We start from the raw sequence: 20,654 nt of genomic DNA on the forward strand, positions 1-20,654 counted from the left end.
ATGGCGACGATCGTGATCACCGACATCGCCTGGCCGAGCCCGGCGATCGAGACCGGCCTGGCGCACGCGGCCAGGCACGAGATCCTGCTGGCCGAATCCGACGAGCACCTTCTCGCCCTCGCGCCGCAGGCGGATGCGATCCTCACGTGCTTCCGGCGGGTGCCGGGGGAGGTGCTCGACGCCGCGGAACGCTGTCTCACCGTCGCTCGCTACGGCGTCGGCGTCGACAACATCGACGTCGCTCGCGCAACGGACCTCGGCATCCTGGTCAGCAACGTTCCCGAGTTCTGCACGGAGGAGGTCGCCGACCACACCCTCGCCCTCACGCTCGCGACGCTGCGCAACCTCGTGCCCGCCGTCGACGCGACGCGCGGGGGAGGGTGGATGCCGCAGACGCAATCCCCGCCTCGACGGCTGCGCGGTCTCGTGTTCGGCGTCATCGGCTTCGGTGCCACGGGGCGGGCAGTGGCCGAGCGCGCCGCGGCGTTCGGATTCGAGGTGGTCGTATCGTCGCGTGCGCTCGCAGCCGAACCCGCTGCGGTGCCCCCGACGGTCGCGCGCGTCCTGGATCGCGACGACCTGCTGCGCGTCGCGGACGTGGTGTCGCTCCACGTGCCGCTCAACGCCCAGACGCGCCACCTCATCGGTGCCGGGCAGCTGGCGCAGATGAAGGACGGCGCATTGCTCATCAACGTCGGTCGTGGCGGTCTCGTCGACACCGAAGCGCTGCGGCCGGAGCTCGAGAGCGGACGGCTGCGTGTCGCCCTCGACGTCACCGACCCCGAGCCGCTCCCCGCCGATCATTGGCTCCGCTCGAGTCCGGCGGCCATCGTCACGCCACATGTCGCGTTCGCCTCCGACGGTTCTCTGGTCGAACTGGCCACGAAAGCGACGTCCAACGCGCTCGCCGTCCTCGCCGGGCGTCGCCCGTCGTCCATCGTCAATCCCGAGGTGCTCACCTCAGGCATCTCCCGCTCCAACCCGCAGTAACCCACCACACCGCACTCGACGAAGAGAGCAGGCCACACATGAACACCATCCCGTCCGAACCCGTTGCCGTCATCGGCGCAGGTCCCGCAGGCATCGCGACAGCTCTCGCAATGCACGCCGTCGGCATCCCCGTCAAGCTCTACGAGCGTTACGCGAGGCCGCGTGCCGCCGGCAACATCGTGAACCTCTGGCCGCCGGCGGTGCAGGCGCTCGAGCAGATCGGAGTCGACGTCGACGACATCGGCGCGTTCTGCGAGACCGAGTTCCGTAACGCCCGCGACAAGGTGCGCGCCCGCGTGCTCTTTCCGCCGTCGGTGGTCGACAAGTACGGGAACGGCGGCTTCATCGGCCTGACTCGTCCAGACCTCTACGAACGTATGGTCGACGCGCTCCCGGACGACATTCTTGTCGGGAACAAGGAGGTCGTCGGCATCGAAGACGAGGGCCGTCGCGTCGTGGTCCGCTTCAAGGACGGGTCGAGCATCACCACTCCTCTCGTCGTCGGCGCCGACGGGATCAACTCGTTCGTCCGCGAGAGCGTCTGGGGCCTGCCTCCCATCCGCGAGCACAACCTCCACGTCATCGGCGGCTTCACCTTCGACCTGCCGGCCGGCGTGAATCCTCGCGAGGCGATTCTGCGTCACTCCCGCACCATCCAGGCCAGCCACACGGGCATCCGCAGCAAAGGACGGGACGGCTCGGAGTGGTGGGTGCTCCAGGCGTGGGACGGGCAGAGGCCCGCTCCCGCCGATCTCAAGGCGCACGCGCTTTCGCTCGCGAGAGAGTTCCCACGTGAGATGGCGCAGCTGGTCGCGAACACGCCCGAGGAGCACATCTTCCGCTGGCCGATCCGGGACCGTGGGGACGTGCCGAAGGTCTGGAGCAAGGGCCGCGTCACCTTCGCCGGTGACGCCGTGCACGCCACAAGCCCCTACGCCGCCTATGGCGCGGGCATGTCGATCGTCGACGGCTACTTCCTCGGTCAGACGCTGAACGGTGTCGACCTCGGCGATGCCCCCGCGCTGCGCAAGGCGCTCGCGCGCTACGAGAAGCTTCGTGTCGAGCACACGGCGGGTCAGGTGAAACTCGCGTACATGCTAGGACGCAACTTCCACCACGTCCCCGCGCCGATGCGACCGCTCCGAGATGCGATCTTCGACCACACCAAGTTCCTGCAGAAGATGGTCGGCGACTCCAACCCGGCCGAAATCAGTGCTCAGCTCGAGATCATGGGTCCCGACCTCCGCACGCCAGCGCCGGTCACCGCGCAGCGCGCTGGGCGCGGCATCTGAGACACGACTTTCCGGCACGGCTGAGGACCAGCATCCGGATACACCGCGTGCGCGCACGCAGATTCAGAGAGGAATCCATATGTGCATTGACATTCCCGCTACGGCGTCCGGCGCCACTCGCCGAGGCTTTCTCGCCGGACTCGGGGTGACGGCCGCCGTGGGCGCGACGTTCCTCGCTGCTCGGCCCGAACCCGCTGCAGCCTCGACGCCGGGTACTCGAGGGCGTAGTAGCCGAACGCAGATCGTGCCCCTCGGAACGGCCGGCGGCCCGATCTATCAAGGAAGCGGCCGCAACGGCACGTCGACGGCGATCGTCGTCGGCGAACGCGTGTACATCGTGGATCTCGGTCTTGGTTCGCTGCAACAGCTGGCGTCGAGCGGGCTTGCTGCGTCGGCGACACTCCCGAGTTCTCTGGCGAACGTCTCGGGCGTCTTCTTCACACACCTCCATTCGGATCACACGGCGGAATGGCCCGCCATGTTCGCGACCTCACCGTCCAACATCAACGGTCGAACGGGACCGGCGATCCGCGTGTACGGCCCGGGGAGCCGAGGTACCCTCCCGCGGGTCTATCCCGCGGGGCGTCCCGAGCCCGCCGTCATCTCTCCAGAGGATCCGGCTCCGGGAATCACCGCGATGACAGGCTATTTGACCAAGGCGTTCGCGCAGGATCTGAACGACAGAATTCGAGACAACAACGCCCCGCCGCCGTCGTCGCTGTTCGAGATGCACGACATCGACATCTCGTCGATGTGGGCTGTCGACCCTGAAGGCATTCCGCCGCGCATAGATCCGTTCCCCATCTGGGAGGACGGCGACGTGAAGATCACAGCGACGCTCGTGGATCACCGGCCCACTGCACCCGCATTCGCCTACCGGTTCGATACGCCGGATGGATCGATCGTGGTCTCCGGCGACACGACTGTCAGCGCGAACCTCATAGCACTCGCCCATAACGCCGACTATCTCGTGCACGAGGTGATCGACGCGGCATGGATCGACGAGGTCGCGGCGAGTGTGCCCGAGCCGATCCGGGAGGGACTTCGTCAGCACCTTCTTGTGTCTCACACGACGATCGAGCAGGTGGGGAGAGACGTGGGCGAGCCCTCAGGAGCCAAGAATCTTGTCCTCACCCACCTTGCGCCCTCCGACAACCCCGACGGCAGATGGATGCAGGCTCGGCGCGGCTACAGCGGCAAGGTCATCGTCGCGCGGGAGTTGGTAGCGATCCCGGTCCGTGCGTGACGTGGCTGACGACGATCGCATGCCCCGGGCACCAGAACCGTTCGAGACGATAGAGCTCCCGGTCCCCTGAATGCCCCGCGGGGCTCGGCTTACTGGGTGGAACGCGCGTTGCCGGGCAATCGTGTCGCGCCTACAGTCCCGAGCAAAGAAGCACGACCGATCGAAGGAGATCACGTGAGATCGCTCATTCGCTCCGGAGTCGCACTCGTCGCCGCGGCAGCACTCGGCGGAGGGCTGGTGCTCGCGGGTTCCGCCGTGAGCAGCGACAAGGGCAACGGCAACGGACTCGGCGGCCAGCCGGCCACCGCGAACCAGATCTATCAGGACGGCGTGAAGGACTATGGCGTCTGTCGCGGAACGGATCCCGTCTGCTACCACGACTGGGGCGGCGGCTGGGAGGAGGGTGAGGAGAAACGCATCCTGATCTGGAGCCGCACACCGGGGCCCCGCCACGCCCATCTCGGTACCCCGCTCGGCCCGGGACTGAACCCGCCGCTGAACGCCGACAACGTTGCGCAGGCCGCGCTCAAGGCGTGGGCCGAGGAGCGTGGAATCGCGGTGGACTACACCGAGGATCTCGCGAGCTTCAGCCGCCTGAACAACTATCAGGCCGTGGTCTTCCTCAGCTCGAACCGCGACACGCTCGATGACACCGCACAGACCAGCCTGCTGCAGTACGTGCGACGTGGCGGCGGGTTCGTGGGCATCCACAACGCCTTCGGTGCCGAGTATCACTGGCCCTGGTACGAAGGGCTGCTCGGCGGTGCGAACTTCTACGACCACGCCCCGCACCGCGATGGCACGGTCGAGACGATCGACGGCGACGATGTGTCGACGTCGTTCATGCCGTCCGAGTGGGCGTTCAAGGACGAGTGGTACAACCTCGAGCCGTACCCCAGCTATGTCAACGTCCTGCTCGAAGTCGACGAAGCCACGAGTCTCAACGGCCGGGACTCCGGACACCCGGGTCACGGCGACGAGCACGCGATCAGCTGGTGCCACTACTACGACGGCGGCAAGGCCTGGCTGACGACTCTCGGACACGACCCGGCGGCGTGGACCGACGCCGCCATGGTCAACGACGACCTGTTCAAGCAGCACGTCATGGAAGGGCTGGAGAGCGCCATGGGGATCAAGCCGTTCTGCGCGGCCTGACGTCATCGATGCACGGGCTCGGGGTCGGATCGCCGACCTCGAGCCCATGCCATGTGCGGGGCTACGGGGCTCGTTCCACTGAATGGGACCATCGGACGGATGCCGCGGCGGAATCTTGCCTCGCCGACTCCGGCCGCCCATACTGCACACATGCGCACCGCTCAGTGGGACGAGCCGGTGTCGGTGCTCGACCGGATCATCGCCGTCCTCGAGGCGGTCCGCGAGTGCCACGGCACCACCACGATCTCGCAGCTCGCCCGTGCCACCGGCATCCCGAAGTCCACCGTGTCACGGTTGGTGGGCGACCTCGTCCGCCAGCGCTACCTCAGCCGTAGCGAGGACGGTGTGACGATCGGTCTGCGACTCTTCCAGCTCGGAGCGCGGGCCAGCACTCCGCGGCGGCTGAGCGTGGCCGCGCTGCCCGTGCTGGCCGAGCTCTTCCATGCCACCGGCGAGCACCTCAACGTCGCGGTGCAGGAGGGTCACGACATGCTCTCGGTCATCTCGGTACGCGGGCGCCTGCGTCCCGCGCCGTCGCGCGCCGGTGTGCGGGTGCCGTCCGCCACCACCGCGCTCGGCAAGGCGGTGCTCGCGTTCACGGACGACGAATCGGTGCTGCGGGGTGTCACGACCGGGTTCGACCTGCGGGCGCGCCGGACCTTCGAACGCGAACTCGACGTCGTGCGGGCCAGTTCGGTCGCGATCGACCGCTGCGAGACGTTCCCCGGCGTGGTCGGGGTGGCCAGTCCGGTCCTGTCGCCGGAGCGGCGCCCGGTGGCCGCGATCTCGGTCGCCGGCCCCGTCACCGACATGGACCCGAACCGGATGGTGCCGCTCGTCCGCCATGCCGCGCTCGCGCTGACCCGCCGGCTGGCGTCGAAGGTCGCCTGAGCGCATGTCGGGTTCCGTGGACGAGACGGTCGGCGTCCTCGACCGCGTCACAGCGATCTTCGAGGCGTTTGACGATGACGACAGCGGCCTCGGCGTCTCAGAGCTCGCGCTGCGATCGGGACTGCCCAAGTCCACGGTCTCGCGGCTGGTGGCCGATCTCGTCCGACAGCGCTACCTCGAGCGCGACGGGAGGCTCGTTCGCCTAGGCCTGCGGCTATTCGAGCTCGGCCGGCTCGCGGATGGTCCGCACCGACTGCGCGCGGCCGCACTGCCGGTGCTTGCTGAGCTGCGCCATGCGACCGGAGCGACCCTCCACCTCGCGATCCTCGAGGGGCGCGAGTTGACGTACGTCGCGGTCCTGCGCGGACGCGATCCCCTGCGCGACTCCGCGTGCGTCGGCGGGCGGGTGTCACCGACAACCGCCGCGCTCGGGCGCGCAGTGCTCGCCCGTTCGCCGGCGGCCGAAGTGGAGGTTGACGTCGAGGACCGAGGGATCTCCACTGTGGCGGCTGCGGTATTCGCGTCCGCTGGGAATGTGGTGGCGGCCGTAGCAGCGTGCGGCCTGACCGTTGCCTTCGATGTCGTACAGGCCGGCGCTGCACTGCAGGCCGCTGCGCTCGCCATCCAGGGCCGGCTTGCACCCGGCGCAGACAAGGCCTGACCGGACGCGTCACATGGCGGGGCGTCTCGCCGTCGTGTCGGTCATCGTGGCCACGACCATGTCTCCGATGAGCCTCCGATGCGAATCCTGCAGCGCGCCGTCGAGCAGATCGCGTTTGAAGATCGCCGCGAAGGTGTGGCGGTTGGCGACGTGGAAGCAGGCGTAGGCGCTGATGATCATGTGCACGTCGAGCGCATCGACGTCGTCGCGGAAGATCCCCTGCTCGACGCCTCGCGCGATGACCTGCTCGAGCAGGGTGATCGCAGTGGCGTTCTCTCGGAGGATCGTCTCGGACTGGCGCAGGTGCTCGGCGCGGTGGATGTTCTCGATGCTCACCAGCTGAATGAAGGCCTCATGCGTCGTGTGGTGGTCGTACGTCGCCTCGGCGAGCCGGCGCAGCGCCTCATCCGGCGAGAGCTCGTCGACCTGCACCCCGCGCTCCACCCGGCGGATCTGCGCGTACACGCGTTCCAGCACGGTGAGGTAGAGACCCTGCTTCGAACCGAAGTAGTAGTAGATCATCCGCTTGGTCGTGCGGGTGCGGGCAGCGATCTCGTCGACGCGCGCACCGGCGTAGCCGTTGGCGGCGAACTCCGCGGTGGCGACGTCGAGGATGTCCTCACGCGTGCGCTCGGCCCGCGGAGTCGCGGCGGCGCGGACCTCGCGCAGCTGATCCGTCATCGAGAGCTCCCCTTCGCGCCGTCCGACATCATGGTGTCCGCCACGAGGGCTCGGAAGTGCGCCTCCATGCGGTCGCGATCGGGCATTCTGCCCGTGATGATGTGGAGACTAGCGTAAGCCTGACCGACGGCCATCCGGCCCCCGTCCAGCACGGGGTGACCGCGCCGCGCCGCAGCGCGGACGAGCTCGGTCTCGAGCGGGCGGTAGACCACATCCGAGACCCACGCGCCGGGTTGCAGCAGCGCGACGTCGAACGCGACGCCCGGGTGATGCAGCATGCCGAGCGGGGTGGCGTGCACGACGCCGGACGCGCGGGGAATCGCATCGGTCAATCCACCCGCAGGCACCGTCTCGACAGGATGCGAGGGAAACAGCGACCGCATCCGCGCGGCGAGCTCTTCTGCTCGGCCCTGCTCGACGTCGAACAGCGCGAGTCGTCCCGCACCGTGTGCGAGCAGCGCATAGGCCGTCGCCGCGCCGGCCCCGCCGCAGCCCACCTGCACGACACGGTCGAATGACGCGCCGGGCAGACCGGCGACAAGGCTGTCACGGTAGCCGATCCAGTCGGTGTTGTGGCCGACCAGGCGCCCGTTGTCGAACACCACGAGGTTCACCGCGCCCAGGCGCGCGGCATCCGGATCCAGCTCGTCCACGATCTCGACGACCAGCTGCTTGCAGGGGTGGGTGATGTTCATGGCGGCGAAGCCGTCGTGCTGCGCCTTCGCGAGCAGGCGCGCGACGTCCGGTGCCGGTAGGCCAAGCTCGATGAGGTCGAGGATGCGGTACTCGTACGAGAGGCCGAGCGCGGCCGCTTCGGCCTCGTGCAGCGGAGGAGACAGGGATGCCCCGATCCCCTCGCCGATGAGACCGACGACGTAGTGAGCGGGCGGTGGTGCCGCATGTGGAGAGGGGTGTGTCGTCATGACGGGTCCGGCACCTCGAAATCGACGGTCGCCAGCGAGACTTTGACGGGGGTCGAGATCGCCAGCACCTCGGCGTGGGCCGGGTGCCGGGTATACGCGTCGAGACCCTCGAGGTCGTCGAAGTCGGCGACGATGGCCAGCTCGTTTGACGACGGTCCGCCGAGCACGTCGACTCCGACGCTCATGCGGCGAAGCTCCGGGATCTGCTCGGGCAGGGACCGCAGCATCGCCATCCAGGCGTCGCGCTGCGCGTCGGTGAACGACGGCGCGAACCGGAACACTGCGACATGGCGGATCACGCGGATGACTCCGCGTGGCGGCGCTGATGGTATTGCGCAGCGAGCCGGACCGGGGCGTTGAGCGCCCCATACCCCTCGTATCCGCCGCGCCGCTCGAGGACCTCGAGGAACACCGTGCCGATCGGCGGCGTGTAGAAGTGCAGGAACTCGCCGGACTCGTCTCGGTCGTACATCACGTTGAGCTCCCTCAGCTCGTCCAGCAGCAGTGGGTCCATCGCGTGTCGCGCCTGCAGGTCGTCGAAGTAGTTGGCCGGGATGTCGAGCGGACGGAACCCGCGTTCTCGCGCGGATCGGGCGAGGGAGAGCACATCGGATGCGGCGAACGCGATGTGCTGCGGCAGGATGGCCTCGCCACGCTCTCCGGAGGGCACGAGGTTCAAGGCGATGCGCACGATCCCGTCGGCGCTGCGCAGAACCTGGCTGCGGACGAGCCCGACGGGGGCGGCGACGTCAGTCGACGGCTGCGTCTGCAGATCGAGCACCGAGTGCAAGAAGAGCACGCCGGCATCGAAGTGCTGCCAGGGCTGCGCCAGATTGAGGTGGTCGACCCGCTCGATGAGGGGCGTCCCGCCGGCTACCGGGTCGCCGAACTCGTGCACCCACGGCGGCTGCGTCCGGGTCGCAGCGCCGAAGAAGACCTCCGAGCCGTCGGGGGCGCGCACCCCCACCAACGGCTCGTCGCCGGCGTCCTGCTCCCGAGGGACCTCGTTCGCGAACAGCTCGATCGCGCGGCGGAGAGCGGTGCCAGGGTCGGGCACCGAGAGCCCGATCCCGGCGACCGTCGGCTGCGGGGCGTCCGTGCGCGGGCGCCCGAGCACGATCCGCGCCCCGCCCTGCGACCACAGCTCCACGCTCTTGGTCCGATGACGCCCCTGCGACTGGAACCCGAGCTGTCCGAGGAGTTCCCGCATGTCCTCGAGGGCCTCAGTGCGCAGCTCGACATAGGCGACCTCGGATGCCGGCCGCACGCCAGGCAGTTCAGTGACCGACATGCGTGCCGCACGACCGCCCGAGGCGCCCAGGAATGTCGACGCCTCGTGCTCGAGCCAGCGCAGGGATCGGCGTGCCTCGATCGCCGTTGCGCCGGGCTCTGCCTGGCGGAAGGTGTCGTTGAAGATCTCCAGCGACACCGGTCCGTCGTACCCGGTGCGCACGAGGTGGGCCATGAACGCGCCGAGTCCGAATCCGCCCTCGCCGGGGAAGAGCCGGTGATGACGGCTCCACGAGAGGACGTCCATCGACAGCAGCGGGGCGTCGGCGACCTGCACGAAGAAGATCTTCTCGGCGGGGATGGTCTCGATCGCCTCGGGGTTGTGGCCTTTCGACAGGATGTGGAAGCTGTCGAGGCACAGCCCGATGTTCGCGTGGTCGGCGAGACGGACGATGCGCGCCGCTTGCTCGTAACCGTCCACGAAGCGGCCCCAGGCCAGCGCCTCATACGCCACGCGGACTCCGAAGCGCTCGGCGAGGTCGCCGAGCTCGCGCAGCTGTGCGGCCGCGAGCTGCTCGTCGCCGCTGCGGGCGGTCGCGACGTTGCTGCACAGCAGCATGGTCTCGATGCCGAGGCGGTTCATCAGCGCGAACTTCGAAGCGGCCCGCCGCAGGTTCTGCTCGAGCAGGTCGGGACCGACGCCCTCGAAATCCCTGAAGGGCTGGTAGAGGTCGAGTGACAGGCCCAGCTCCTCGGCGCGAGTCCGGATCTGCTCGGGAGAGTCGGAGGACGCGACCAGATCCGGCTCGAAGATCTCGACGCCGTCGAACCCGGCGTCCCGGGCTGCGACGAGCTTCTCGTCCAGCGTGCCGCTCAGGCATACCGTGGCGATCGACGTCCGCATCACACCTCCGACGGATCAGGCCGGTCTCCGCCCGAAACATCCATTGCACCAGAACGTACTAACTAGTACGTTCGATCGCACAGCACCGATGTGGGGGCGATCGACGTCGATTCAACCTTGCGGAAGGGGATCCTCGATGGGGAGTCTCGCCGAGTGGAACACGCAACCGGCCACGCCGGTGGCGCCGGTCGCCGTGCTCGACCGGATCATCGCGATCCTCGACGTCGTCAAGGAGCACGGCGGGACGGCGTCGATCACCGAGATCGCGCTGGACACCCGGATGCCGAAATCCACGGTTTCGCGGCTGGCCGCCGGTCTCGTGCACCAGCGCTACCTCGAGCGCACGGACGAAGGCGTGACGCTCGGCCTCCGGCTGTTCGAGCTCGGATCCCGCGCACGGCTCCCGCGGCGGCTGATCGCCGCGGCAGGCCCGGTCATCAAGAACCTGTGGGATGCCACCGGCGAGCGGATCGTGCTGTGGGTTCCCCAGGGCGCGCACATGGTGTCGGTCGCGGCCGTCCCGGGGCGGCTCCCCATGCTGCCCACGCACGCCGGCATGCGGACCCCCGCCCTCACGACAGCCAGCGGCAAGGCCTATCTCGCCTTCTGCGCGGACCAGCGTCTCGTCGATCGTGTGAGCGCACCGCTGGTCGACGACGACGCCGACCACTTCCGCGACGAACTGAACCAGGTTCGCGCCGCCGTCGTCGCGACCGATCCGGGTGTCTCCTACCCGGGGATCGTCGCCGTGGCGAGCCCCGTTCTCTCAGCGGATCGGGTCGTCCTCGGCGCCATCTCGATCGCGGGACCCAACGGCGAGATGAACCCCGACCGGGTCGCACCATTGGTGCGCGCCGCCGGCGCCACCCTCACCGCCCGGTTGACCGCCGCGTAGAACGATGCGCACCGCCGGATGGACCGACTCGGTCAGCGTGCTGGACCGGGTCACGGCCGTCTTCGATGCGTTCGGCGACGACGACGCCCTGGGAGTCTCGGAACTCGCCCGTCGCGCAAACCTGCCGAAGTCGACGGTCTCGCGGATCGCCGCAGATCTCGTCGAGCAGCGTCTGCTCGATCGCGACGGTGACAAGCTCTCGCTCGGCGTGCGGCTGTTCGAATTCGGCCAGACCGTCGAGCAGCCCCGTCTGCTGCGCAGGCACGCACTCCCCGTGATGGCCGAACTGCGCAATCAGACCGGCCTCGCCGTACATCTCGGGGTGCGCGACGGATCGGATGTCGTCATCGTCGCCGCGCTCCGCGCGCCCGGCGCCGCCGCGCCGCCGTCCCGCGTGGGCTCCCGGCGGCCGGCACATGTCACCGCCCTCGGCAAGGCCCTGCTCGCAGGCTCACCTCCCGACCCGAGCGACCCGCCGGGCCTCCGGCACGACTTGGCGGATGTGCGACGGGTCGGCGTGGCGGTCCAGGGCGACGATTGCGAGATCGGCACGGTAGGCGTCGCGGCCGCCGTACTCGGCTACGCCGGGCTCGTGGTCGCGGCGCTCGGGGTGACGGCATCCGTTGACGACAGTGGCTCGGTCGAGGTGCTGCCGCAGCGCTCGGCTCCCGCGGTGCGAGCGGCAGCCCACGCGATCGGGCGACGGCTCGTCGCGCCGCGCGTGCCGTGAGCCCGCCGCGGCACAAACATGATCGGGGGTCGGCGCGCATCCACGCGCCGACCCCGAGGCGTGACGACTCAGCCGGCCATCTCGCGGATGGCCTCGTAGGCTTCCAGGCTCTCGCCGGTGAAGTACTCGCCGAAGAACTCCTCCGACTTGGTGATGAAGGCATCCATGTCGATGTCCTCCTGCTCGATCACCGTGAACGCATCGTTCGCGCGGTACTCGTCGAGGATCTCCTCGGTCGCCTCGTCGACGCACTGTGCGTTCTCGGGGCGGATCTCGTGAATGGTCTCCTCGAGGAGCGCGGCCTGCTCGTCGCTCATCTTCTCGTAGGTCTTGTCGCTGACGAGGATCCAATGGATGCCGACGTTGTGGTTGTTGAGCACCGCGACGTTGAGGATCTCGTCATAGCTGGACGAGCGGGTCGCGACGATGGGATTCTCCTGACCGACGGCGATGCCCTGCTGCAGAGCGGTGTAGACCTCCTCGACCGCGACCGAGACGGGGTTGGTGACGCCGAGAGCTTCGGCGTTGGCGAGGAACGCCGGCGAGTTCGGGAAGCGGATCGGCACGCCGTCGAGGTCGCCCGGGCTGCGCACCTCGACGTCCTTGGTCGTGAAGGTGCGGTTGCCGAAGAACCAGCCGTCGACGATGCTCACGCCCGTCGCCTCTTGGAAGGAGGCGAAGAGGTCCTCCGACCCCTCGTCGATCCAGCGGAAGGCGTGATCGACATCGTCGAACGCGTAGGTCGCATCCACGACGCCGATCGGCTCGAATGTCGAGCTGAGCGCCGACGCGCCCTGCAGATCGATGTCGATGTCTCCGGCCTGCACGAGCGGGAAGCGGTCGGCGTCGGGTCCGAGTTGACTGGCCGGGTACAGCTCGACGGTGAAGCCGAGGTCGGCTTCTTCGAGCCGCTCCTTGAGCAGCTCCACGCCGCAGTAGTAGTTCGGGGTCTGCTCGTTCTGGCTGGTGGCGACGGTGAGCGTGACCGGGTTGTTCTCCGATCCGCCGTCATCGCCCTCGGTCGCTTCCGGCGTACCGCCGCCGGCGCAACCGGTCACGGCGAGGACGGCTGCGGCGAAGACCGACACGGCGATGGTGCCTCGGCGTGTCGAGCGGGCTGTGCGCATGTGACTCTCCTCTTCTTCGAGCACGTCGTGCGGTGTGCCGTCGACGTGTCGTTCGGCGGCCGCTGCGGCGACGCGTTCGACGAGGTCCCGGCACGGGTGAGGGGCTTCGTCGCCCACGCCATCGGCAGACGGCCCGGTGACAGTGCCGACTCTGGCCGAGCGGGATCGGTTCGCAAAGCGATGTCCCGACGAGTGGAACATGCGGTCGGCGCGATCCGGTGGTCGCCCCGTTCAGTGGAACGACGCGTGTGATGCCGTTTCATGCTGGCATAGCCTGACCCTCACTCGTCAGCCCGAACGACGAAGGAGCGCCCGTGACCGCATCTGACACTCGACCGATCCGCATCGGGGTCGTCGGCCTGGGGTTCATGGGCCGGCAGCACGCCGAATTCGTGCGAACCGCACGCGGCGCCGAGCTGGCCGCCGTCGCGGATCCGGCGCTCGAGCGAGCCTCGGCGCGCGATGCCGCGGCGGCGGAGTCCGACTGTCCGCGCTACGCGGACGCCGTCGCGATGGTGAACGCCGAAAGGCTGGATGCGGTGATCATCGCCAACCCGAACGGGCTCCACGTCGACACCGCGATCGCCTGCCTCGAGGCGGGCGTCGCGGTGCTCGTCGAAAAGCCGGTCGCGGTCGACTACGCAGAGTCGCTCCGGCTTGTCAGCGCCGTCGCGCGGCTCAGCGGGCGACTGCTCGTCGGCCATCACCGTCGCCACCATCCCGCTGTGGCACGGGCACGCGACGCGATCCACTCGGGCGCGCTGGGAGACCTCGTCGCGGTGAGCGGCATGTGGTCAGCTCGCAAGGAGGACACGTACTTCACGGACACGCCGTGGCATCGCAGCCCGGGCGCGGGCGTGCTGCTCATCAACGCGGTGCACGACCTCGACCTGCTCCGTCATCTGTGCGGCGAGGTGTCCGACGTGAATGCGGTCGTCAGTTCGCACGCGCGTGGGTGGGTGGTGGAAGACACCGCTGCGATCACGCTGCGATTCGAGAACGGCGTGATCGGCAACCTTCTGGCGTCGGATGCCGGCGTCTCGCCTTGGGGATGGGACCAAGCCACCGAAGAGACACCGGCGTTCCCCTTCCTTCCCGACGGCGAGGCCTACCGATTCGTCGGGACGCGCGGCGCCCTCTCGGTGCCGAACCTCGCGCTGTATTCGTACGCCCCCGCGGTGATGCCGGACTGGCATTCCCCACTGTCGCGGACATACTTGCCCACCCGGCCGCAGAACACGTTCGCGGTCCAGCTCGGCCATTTCCTCGATGTGGTGCGAGGCGTCGCCGAGCCGCTCGTCTCGGCCGACGACGCGTCGCAGACCCTCGCCCTCGTCGAGGCGGCGGCTCTCGCCGCCCGCACCGGACGCACGGTGGAGATCGAGCGCTTCCGCGCCGACGCAGGCGCCCGCTGACCACTCGGGCGCCGGCCGATCCCGCCGGTTCGCCTCGGTCGGCTCGCCCCGGTCAGTCGGCACCGGTCAGGCGGTTGGCCGCACGGATCGCCAGTTCGTACCCGTAGACGCCCGCACCGGCGATCACGGTGCGCGCGACCGACGACACCAGCGAATTCCGGTGCGCCTCGTCGCGCGCGTGGATGTTCGTGATGTGTATCTCGACCACCGGGGTGCGCAGCATCCGGAGTGCGTCCAGCACCGGTATCGAGCGAAAGCTGAAACCTGCGGGGTTGATGACGACCGTCGCTTCTTGCCGATACGCGTCGTGCAGCCACGCGATGATCTCGTGCTCGGCGTTGGTCTGAGCGAAGAACAGGTCGAAGTCCAGTTCGTCCGCGACGCGGACGCACTCCTGACGCACGTCGTCCAGGGTCGCGCTGCCGTACAGCTCGGGCTCGCGCTGGCCGAGCATATTCAGGTTCGGGCCGTTGAGCACGAAGAGTTTTCTGGTCACGGAGCGTTCCTTTCGAGGGATCTGGATCACATGAGGCCGAGAAGCGTCGGCACGATCGTGACGATCGGCTCGAACACCGTCAGCAGCAGCAGCACGATCCCGAGGGGGATGAGGAAGGGCAGGATGCCGCGGAACAGCTCGCCCATGGGCCTTCGCGTGATCGACCCGACCACGAACAGGACGGCGCCGACCGGCGGTGTGAGGGAACCGATCATGAGGTTCAGGATCATGATCACGCCCAGCTGCACCGGGTCGATCCCGAACTGGCCGATGATCGGCATCAGGATCGGTACGAGGACCAAGATCACCGGCGGCGCCTCGAGGAAGATCCCGAGGAGGATCAGCAGCACGTTCAGCAGCAGCAGGAAAACGATGGGGTTGTCGGTGAGCGCGGAGAGCCATTCGCCGAGGTTGCGCGACACCTGCTCGCGGGCGAGCACCTGACCCATGAGGTTCGACGCCCCCAGGATCAGCAGGATGCCGCCCGAGATGACGACCGTCTCTTTGGCCGCACGCCAGAACACCTTCAGCGTGAGCGTGCGGTAGATCAGCCCGAGCAGCAGCATGTACGCCGCGGCGATGCCCGCGCTCTCCGTGGGGGTGAACCACCCGCTGAAAATGCCGCCGAGGATGATGACGGGCAGCAGCATCGGCCCGATCACCCGCACGGAGGCCTTGCCGAGCATCCGGCCGTCGAATCGGCGGCTCGTCGCCACCTCGGGGTGCAGGCGCACCCACACGAAGATGTAGACGGCCAGGCCGACAGCCATGAGCATGGCGGGCAGGATCGACCCCGCGAACAGCGCGCCGGTGGAGATCGACGCCGTCGCCGCGAAGAGGACCGCGGGAATGCTCGGCGGCATGACGGTGCTCATGAGGGAGCCCGAGGCCGTCAGGCCGGCCGAGAAACCGTAGGGGTAGCCCGCCTTCAGCATCTGCGGGATCTGGACCTTGCTCGTCGACGCGGCGTCGGCGAGCGCCGAGCCGCTGATCCACGAGAACCCGATGGCGGTACCGAGATTGACGTAGGCGAGGTTGCCCGGCAGGCGCGGGAGCAGCGCCTTCGCGAAGTCGTAGAGCCGAGTCGCGATGCCGAGGTGGTTCGCAATGGTGCCCACGAAGATGAACAGCGGCACCGCGAGCAGCGGGAAGCTGTTGATGCCGTTGACGATCGACGAGATGGCGTAGCCCGACGACAGTCCGTGGCTGTAGAAGTACAGCATGCTGGGCGCGATCATCGCGAAGGCGACGGGCACGCGCAGCAGCAGAAGGACGACGAGCAGGAGGAGGTAGAGCCAGAGGTCCAACGCCTAGCCCTCCATCTCGGAGATGTCGAGCTTTCGTTCCGGACGGTGGGCGTAGGGGATCTTGAATCCCGAATGGACGGCCGCGGAGAGGAAGCCGATGAAGGCGAAGATGTACAGCACGCCGAGCGGCACGTGCATCGCGGCGCTGGCCCGCCCCCACTCGGTGTCGATCTTGACGAACGCCTCGTAGACAAGCGCCAGGCTCGTGATCACCATGATCACCGCCGAGATGACCCGGAGAGCCACGAAGAGCTTCTTCCCTGCGAGCAGCTCGTCGAACACCTCGAGCACGATGTGGCCGTTGCGGCCGACGAGGTAGCCGGTCGTGATGAACGTCATCGCGACCATCGACATGAGCGCGAGCTCGCCGGCGCCGACCCACGCGATTCCGGGGAGATACCGCCCGATCACCTGGTACATCACGCCGATGACGATGAGAGCGAACAGGACGACTCCGAGCGTGACCTCCACGGCCGAGAGACCTCGGATGAGGGCGGGGTCGGGCGGCACGCCCTGGTTGAGCTTCGGGACCGTGTAATACGTGTCGGTGTGCCCGTAGATCGACTGCTCCGCCGCCGGCACGGCGCCGGGCGCGTCCGGGTCCTCGCCCCCGCGAAGCTCGTCGGGATCCTTGTCGGAAACCATGGCCAACCTCCCTGTTGGTGCGCGACCTGCGCACTCCTGCGCGGCCGCCCCCTGCGACTCTGAATCGTCAGGCCGACGTCTGCAAAATCGTGTTTCGACGAATGGGACACAGCAGGCACCGGACGGCACGCGCGCAGCGCGCCGTCCGGCGCCTTCGATGTGAACGGTCTACTTGACGACTGTGACGATCGCCGACGAGCTCAGCCGCTTCTGCGCGCCGTCGGGACCTGTCACGTACGCCTGCACCGTGAGCGTGACCTCCCCTTCGGGCACGTTGTTGTCGACGGCGGCCTTGTCGAACTGGACGATCAGCCGGTTCTTGTTGGCGGTGACCTTCACCGCCGGCACCGGCGTCTGCGAGAGCGGCGTGATCAACACGGCCCCGCTGTCGTACGCAGCACCTTCCGGTAGTTCGAAGTGCGCCGTGACAACCCCCTCCACCCCGGTGAAGATCCCCGTCTCCGACCCCAGGTCGAGCCTGCCGGGCCGGAACGTCAGCGCACCCGGCTGATCCTGCGGATCGAGGTAGACCTCGATTTTGCCGGTCGGCCGCGGGTCGGTGCAGTCGTTGAAGAAGTACTCACCGGCTCGGTCGAACGTGTGCTGATAGCTCTCGCCCGGTTGCAGCTTCACGTTGAACTCGCCCTCGAAGAACTGCGTGGCGCAGTGCGGTTTCAGGTTGGGGAAGCTCGGGAAGGTCTCCGCGCCGGGGTTGAGGAAGGTGACGGTCGTGCCCACCGGAACGCGCAGGTGCGTCGGCTGCATCGCGTTCTGCGCCGTGGCATCGCGGGCGGCAGCGGTGTCGGCCGTACGGCTGCTGCGCGCCAGCAGCACCGTGTTCCCGACCGTCTCGCCTGCGACGGCGGCACCGCTGACCGGGCGGCGGATCGACAGCGGTGCGGTGGCCGGACCTTCCTGGCTCCCCGAGTCGGTGGTGTACGCGCCGTCGAGCTTGAACGCCCACAGCGAGTCGCCCTGGGTCACGGATCCGCCATACGGATTCGTCGAGCCGGCCGCGAACACCGCGACGTACTGCTCGCCGTCGACCTCGTACGTGACCGGCGCCGCGGCGATGCCCGAACCGGTCTGGAAGTCCCACAGCACATCGCCGGTCGCAGCATCCATCGCCAGCACGCGGCCGTCGATCTGACCGACGAAGAGGAGATCGGATGCCGTGACCAGAGGTCCCTGGCCGTGCGACATGTCGGTGCCCAGGTGATTGCGCCATTGCACCTCGCCGGTGGATGCGTCGTATGCGAGGATGCCGCCGGTCTGGTACTGCCCCATGGCGCGCTGACCGTTGGCGGAGGCGCCGTTCCAGTGGGCGACCGGGTTCGTGCCGTACGGGTAGTAGACCAGGTTCGTGCGGTGACTGTAGGCGTTGTTCGACCAGTCCGCGCCGCCGTTCTGGCTCGTCGTGGACAGGATCGGCAGATCCCACTGGGGGTCGTACATGCAGCCCTCGCGGTGGCCCGACGAGCCCTCGGGATAGGTCAGGAACGGCTCGTCGGCGGCGACATAGCTGTCGGGGTTGAAGACGAGGTTGCCATCGGCGTCGGGCTGGTAGCCGTTGTAGTTGGGCACCGCGCGCCAGGGGTCCCCCGGGATGTTGTCGGGGTCGAGCTTCTCCCATACCAGACACTCCGGCAGGAGCCGCTGCACAGGGAAGGGCTGTGTCTCGGCGTGGGCCTGACGCGAGTCGGTGATCATCGGCTTCTGGATCACCGGGAGCACGGGCTCACCGTCGGTGCGATCGAGGACGAACTGATGTCCCGACTTGCTGCCGTAGAAGAGCACCTTGCGCTCCTCGCCGTCGACTTCGACATCTGCCAGCGTCGGCGGGTGCACGTTGTCCATGTCCCACACGTCGTGACGGATGGACTGGTAGTGCCACTTGTACTCGCCCGTGTCGGCGTCGGCCGCAACCAGGGTGCTCGAGAACAGGTTGTCGCCGGGACGCTGCGAGCCATCCTGCGACGACGTGCAGCTGCGGGCGTTCCCGAACGTCATGTAGTACATATCGAGTTCGGGGTCCACCGCGCCGTGGATCCATGGCGTCGAGCCGCCGACCAGCGCGCACTCGGTGCCGTCGGGAAGGGTCGGTCCCCACGTCTCGCCCGCGGCGACGGTGTTGCCGTTGACGTCCGTGTACACGGCATCACGGTCGGGCCCGCCGAAGAAGTGCCAGACATAGCTGCCGTCGCTCGCGTTCAGTGCGACGACCGCGGCGCGGTCGCCGTTGGCGGCGTGGGCGTAGACGATGCCGTCGTGGTAGACGGTCGCCACCCGCTCGAGGTTGCCCAGGAACTCGCCGTTCGGACCGGTCGGCTGCACCACCCAGACCTGCTCGCCGGTCGCCTGGTCGAGGGCGACCACGCGGTCGCCGTCGGCGTGGGTGAAGATCTTGCCGTCGCCGGCGGAGACGCCGCGCCTTGTCTGCGCCGTGGCGAACTCGGTGGGCTCCCACTTCCAGACGGCCTCACCGGACGCACCGTCGACGGCGATGACACCGCCGCTCGGGGTGTCGAGGTAGAGCACGCCGTCGACAACGATGGGTGTCGTCTGCTGGCCCAGGTCGTCCGTGGCCGGCGCGACGGCGGACACGTGCGTGCGCCAGGCCGGTCCAAGCCGGTCGAGGGTGGACTGGTCGATCTGAGTGAGACCGCTGTAGTGCTGATTGCCCAGGTTGCCCCCGACGGTCGGCATATCGCTCCCGGTCGGTTCGAGGCCGGTCAGCCCCGATGGCGGAATGGGCTCGGCGGGCCTGGACAGCCCGTAGGCCGGTCCGGCGAGCGCGAGCACGACGATCGCGCCGATCCCCGCTGCTCCCAACCTGGTGGTCAGACGTGTACGCATCCGTTGACTCCTTGATCGTCACTGATCCGATGACAGCGCGCTGGCGTTGTGCCCTGGACGCTAGGGCCACCGGATGGGTCCGGCAAGGCTGCGGCCCACCGAGTGGTACACCCTCACGCGCGGCGAGTGCTTCCGCGGGATCCGGCGTATCCCCACGTGGTGCCCACATCCGAGCGAGATCGAGCACGCACGAGGAGCATCGGAAGCAGGACGCTCGGGCGACGAACCCGCATGAAACCCCGGAATGGGGCCTCGAAGGACTGAGATATCTGTAGGCGGAGCGCCTGAGCGGGGCTAATTCCCTCCGTCCTTCGCGGCGGAGGGTCGGGCATCCGGTGCTCTCCCGGCCGCCACACGTGTGCATGGGCGCTATCGACCTCCGTCGGGGCGGAACGAGCAGGATCGAACCTCGTTGGGTTCAAATCCCACCATCATCGCCAGAAAACCCCTGCTTAGCAGGGGTTCTCTATTTCACCGTGGCAACGGTTGGCAACGGCGCCCGACCTCGGCGGACAGCACCCATGTGACTTCGACCAGATCAGGGTGCAGGCTGTCAGCGCCCGCCGACCTCACACCCCGCGGAGTACGGTCGCCGGAAAGGCCGCCGTGGACCGGGACCGCTGTGTATCAGGAACCACGCCACCTGCCCTCTTCCCTCTGAGCGACCGAACCGGTCGCGGAATCCAGAAGGAAGGTTCTCATGAGCACTCTGCACGTGGAGAATTTCGGGTCCGTGGAGCTTCTGCGCGCGCACCGGACGCTGGGCATCTCACCCGGCGATCTCGCGTCCGTCATCGAGGACGAGGCCCGGCGCGTCATCGAAGAGGCTGGTGGAAGCCGCCAGCGGGCGATCGGCCTCGGCATCCGGCGACTACGCGCCCGCGGCCTGATCACCGACGTCGACGTGAAGCGGCTGGAGCAGGCGAGTCGGATCGTCTCCCTGGTCGACGCGGGCAAGCAGCCGCCCGAGGAGGCCGCGGCCACCCTCGACACGCTCTTCCGGGAGTCGCTGGACGACCCCGGCGCAAGCGAGATGGGATCGACCATGGTCGGCGTCACTTACGCTGCGCGCAACAGCACGGTGGCGCCGGCGATGGGGCTGTTCGGGATGCTCATCGGCGGACTCCTCACCGGAGGTTCGGGCGGGATGCTGATCGGCGGTCTCATCGGTTGGGGCGTCGGCAAGGTCTGCGGAGATGAGGAGGAGTGA

Annotated in this window: 19 protein-coding genes; 10 read left to right on the forward strand and 9 right to left on the reverse strand. The window is 68.3% G+C overall.

Features of this window, described 5'->3' with window-relative positions; all coding sequences use genetic code 11:
• From HF576_RS15005 to HF576_RS15030, 6 genes are all read left to right on the forward strand, one after another.
• The gene (locus HF576_RS15005; RefSeq protein WP_168913588.1) at nt 1-990 is read left to right on the forward strand and encodes a C-terminal binding protein; all 990 of its coding nucleotides are present in this window, start codon (nt 1-3) and stop codon (nt 988-990) included.
• 38 nt (nt 991-1,028) lie between these two features.
• Nucleotides 1,029-2,282, forward strand: a complete 1,254-nt coding sequence (locus HF576_RS15010) for an FAD-dependent oxidoreductase (protein WP_168913589.1) — start codon at nt 1,029-1,031, stop codon at nt 2,280-2,282.
• 244 nt (nt 2,283-2,526) lie between these two features.
• Nucleotides 2,527-3,528 (forward strand): MBL fold metallo-hydrolase, encoded by a 1,002-nt coding sequence (locus HF576_RS15015; RefSeq protein WP_205835257.1) that lies wholly within the window; start codon nt 2,527-2,529, stop codon nt 3,526-3,528.
• Nucleotides 3,529-3,702: 174 nt separating this feature from the next.
• A complete protein-coding gene (locus HF576_RS15020; RefSeq protein ID WP_168913591.1) occupies nt 3,703-4,683 on the forward strand; it encodes a ThuA domain-containing protein in 981 nt (326 codons plus the stop codon).
• Between the two features lie 150 nt (nt 4,684-4,833).
• Nucleotides 4,834-5,574, forward strand: a complete 741-nt coding sequence (locus HF576_RS15025) for an IclR family transcriptional regulator (protein WP_168913592.1) — start codon at nt 4,834-4,836, stop codon at nt 5,572-5,574.
• Between the two features lie 4 nt (nt 5,575-5,578).
• On the forward strand, nt 5,579-6,235 hold the full coding sequence (locus tag HF576_RS15030) for an IclR family transcriptional regulator (RefSeq protein ID WP_168913593.1): 657 nt from the start codon (nt 5,579-5,581) through the stop codon (nt 6,233-6,235).
• Nucleotides 6,236-6,244: 9 nt separating this feature from the next.
• Here the strand turns inward: HF576_RS15030 and HF576_RS15035 are convergent, their stop codons facing one another.
• From HF576_RS15035 to HF576_RS15050, 4 genes are read right to left on the reverse strand one after another with little or no spacing between them, the layout of a single operon-like run.
• Nucleotides 6,245-6,916, reverse strand: coding sequence for a TetR family transcriptional regulator (locus HF576_RS15035; RefSeq protein WP_168913594.1), 672 nt, complete (start codon nt 6,914-6,916; stop codon nt 6,245-6,247).
• On the reverse strand, nt 6,913-7,839 hold the full coding sequence (locus HF576_RS15040) for a shikimate dehydrogenase (RefSeq protein ID WP_168913595.1): 927 nt from the start codon (nt 7,837-7,839) through the stop codon (nt 6,913-6,915). Before HF576_RS15040 ends, HF576_RS15035 begins: the two co-directional genes overlap by 4 nt.
• Nucleotides 7,836-8,138, reverse strand: a complete 303-nt coding sequence (locus tag HF576_RS15045) for a Dabb family protein (RefSeq protein ID WP_168913596.1) — start codon at nt 8,136-8,138, stop codon at nt 7,836-7,838. Before HF576_RS15045 ends, HF576_RS15040 begins: the two co-directional genes overlap by 4 nt.
• Nucleotides 8,135-9,973 (reverse strand): bifunctional sugar phosphate isomerase/epimerase/4-hydroxyphenylpyruvate dioxygenase family protein, encoded by a 1,839-nt coding sequence (locus HF576_RS15050; RefSeq protein WP_168913597.1) that lies wholly within the window; start codon nt 9,971-9,973, stop codon nt 8,135-8,137. Before HF576_RS15050 ends, HF576_RS15045 begins: the two co-directional genes overlap by 4 nt.
• 136 nt (nt 9,974-10,109) lie before the next feature.
• Here HF576_RS15050 and HF576_RS15055 point away from each other — a divergent pair, with 136 nt between their 5' ends.
• Together HF576_RS15055 and HF576_RS15060 are read left to right on the forward strand one after the other, a co-directional pair.
• A complete protein-coding gene (locus HF576_RS15055) occupies nt 10,110-10,868 on the forward strand; it encodes an IclR family transcriptional regulator (RefSeq protein ID WP_168913598.1) in 759 nt (252 codons plus the stop codon).
• A gap of 4 nt (nt 10,869-10,872) precedes the next feature.
• A complete protein-coding gene (locus tag HF576_RS15060; protein WP_168913599.1) occupies nt 10,873-11,598 on the forward strand; it encodes an IclR family transcriptional regulator in 726 nt (241 codons plus the stop codon).
• A 68-nt stretch (nt 11,599-11,666) separates the two neighbouring features.
• On the opposite strand, the gene dctP is transcribed toward HF576_RS15060, so the two are convergent.
• Complete coding sequence (gene dctP / locus HF576_RS15065) at nt 11,667-12,725, reverse strand: TRAP transporter substrate-binding protein DctP (RefSeq protein WP_168913600.1); 1,059 nt, start codon at nt 12,723-12,725, stop codon at nt 11,667-11,669.
• A 314-nt stretch (nt 12,726-13,039) separates the two neighbouring features.
• On the opposite strand from dctP, the gene HF576_RS15070 reads away from it, so the two are divergent.
• Nucleotides 13,040-14,140, forward strand: coding sequence for a Gfo/Idh/MocA family oxidoreductase (locus HF576_RS15070; RefSeq protein ID WP_205835258.1), 1,101 nt, complete (start codon nt 13,040-13,042; stop codon nt 14,138-14,140).
• A 52-nt stretch (nt 14,141-14,192) separates the two neighbouring features.
• Here the strand turns inward: HF576_RS15070 and HF576_RS15075 are convergent, their stop codons facing one another.
• From HF576_RS15075 to HF576_RS15090, 4 genes are all read right to left on the reverse strand, one after another.
• Nucleotides 14,193-14,636: a type II 3-dehydroquinate dehydratase gene (locus tag HF576_RS15075; protein ID WP_168913601.1), complete on the reverse strand. Its 444-nt coding sequence runs from the start codon at nt 14,634-14,636 to the stop codon at nt 14,193-14,195.
• 26 nt (nt 14,637-14,662) lie between these two features.
• The gene (locus HF576_RS15080; RefSeq protein ID WP_168913602.1) at nt 14,663-15,943 is read right to left on the reverse strand and encodes a TRAP transporter large permease; all 1,281 of its coding nucleotides are present in this window, start codon (nt 15,941-15,943) and stop codon (nt 14,663-14,665) included.
• A 3-nt stretch (nt 15,944-15,946) separates the two neighbouring features.
• Entirely contained in the window at nt 15,947-16,588 is a 642-nt protein-coding gene (locus tag HF576_RS15085; RefSeq protein ID WP_168913603.1) for a TRAP transporter small permease, read from the reverse strand.
• 168 nt (nt 16,589-16,756) lie between these two features.
• Entirely contained in the window at nt 16,757-19,444 is a 2,688-nt protein-coding gene (locus HF576_RS15090; RefSeq protein ID WP_168913604.1) for an outer membrane protein assembly factor BamB family protein, read from the reverse strand.
• A 700-nt stretch (nt 19,445-20,144) separates the two neighbouring features.
• Here HF576_RS15090 and HF576_RS15095 point away from each other — a divergent pair.
• Nucleotides 20,145-20,654 carry a hypothetical protein gene (locus HF576_RS15095; RefSeq protein ID WP_168913605.1) on the forward strand — a complete coding sequence of 170 codons (510 nt, stop codon included), beginning with the start codon at nt 20,145-20,147 and terminating at the stop codon, nt 20,652-20,654.

Origin of the sequence: Microbacterium salsuginis (assembly GCF_012524205.1) — a bacterium.
Taxonomy (GTDB): Bacteria; Actinomycetota; Actinomycetes; order Actinomycetales; family Microbacteriaceae; genus Microbacterium; species Microbacterium salsuginis.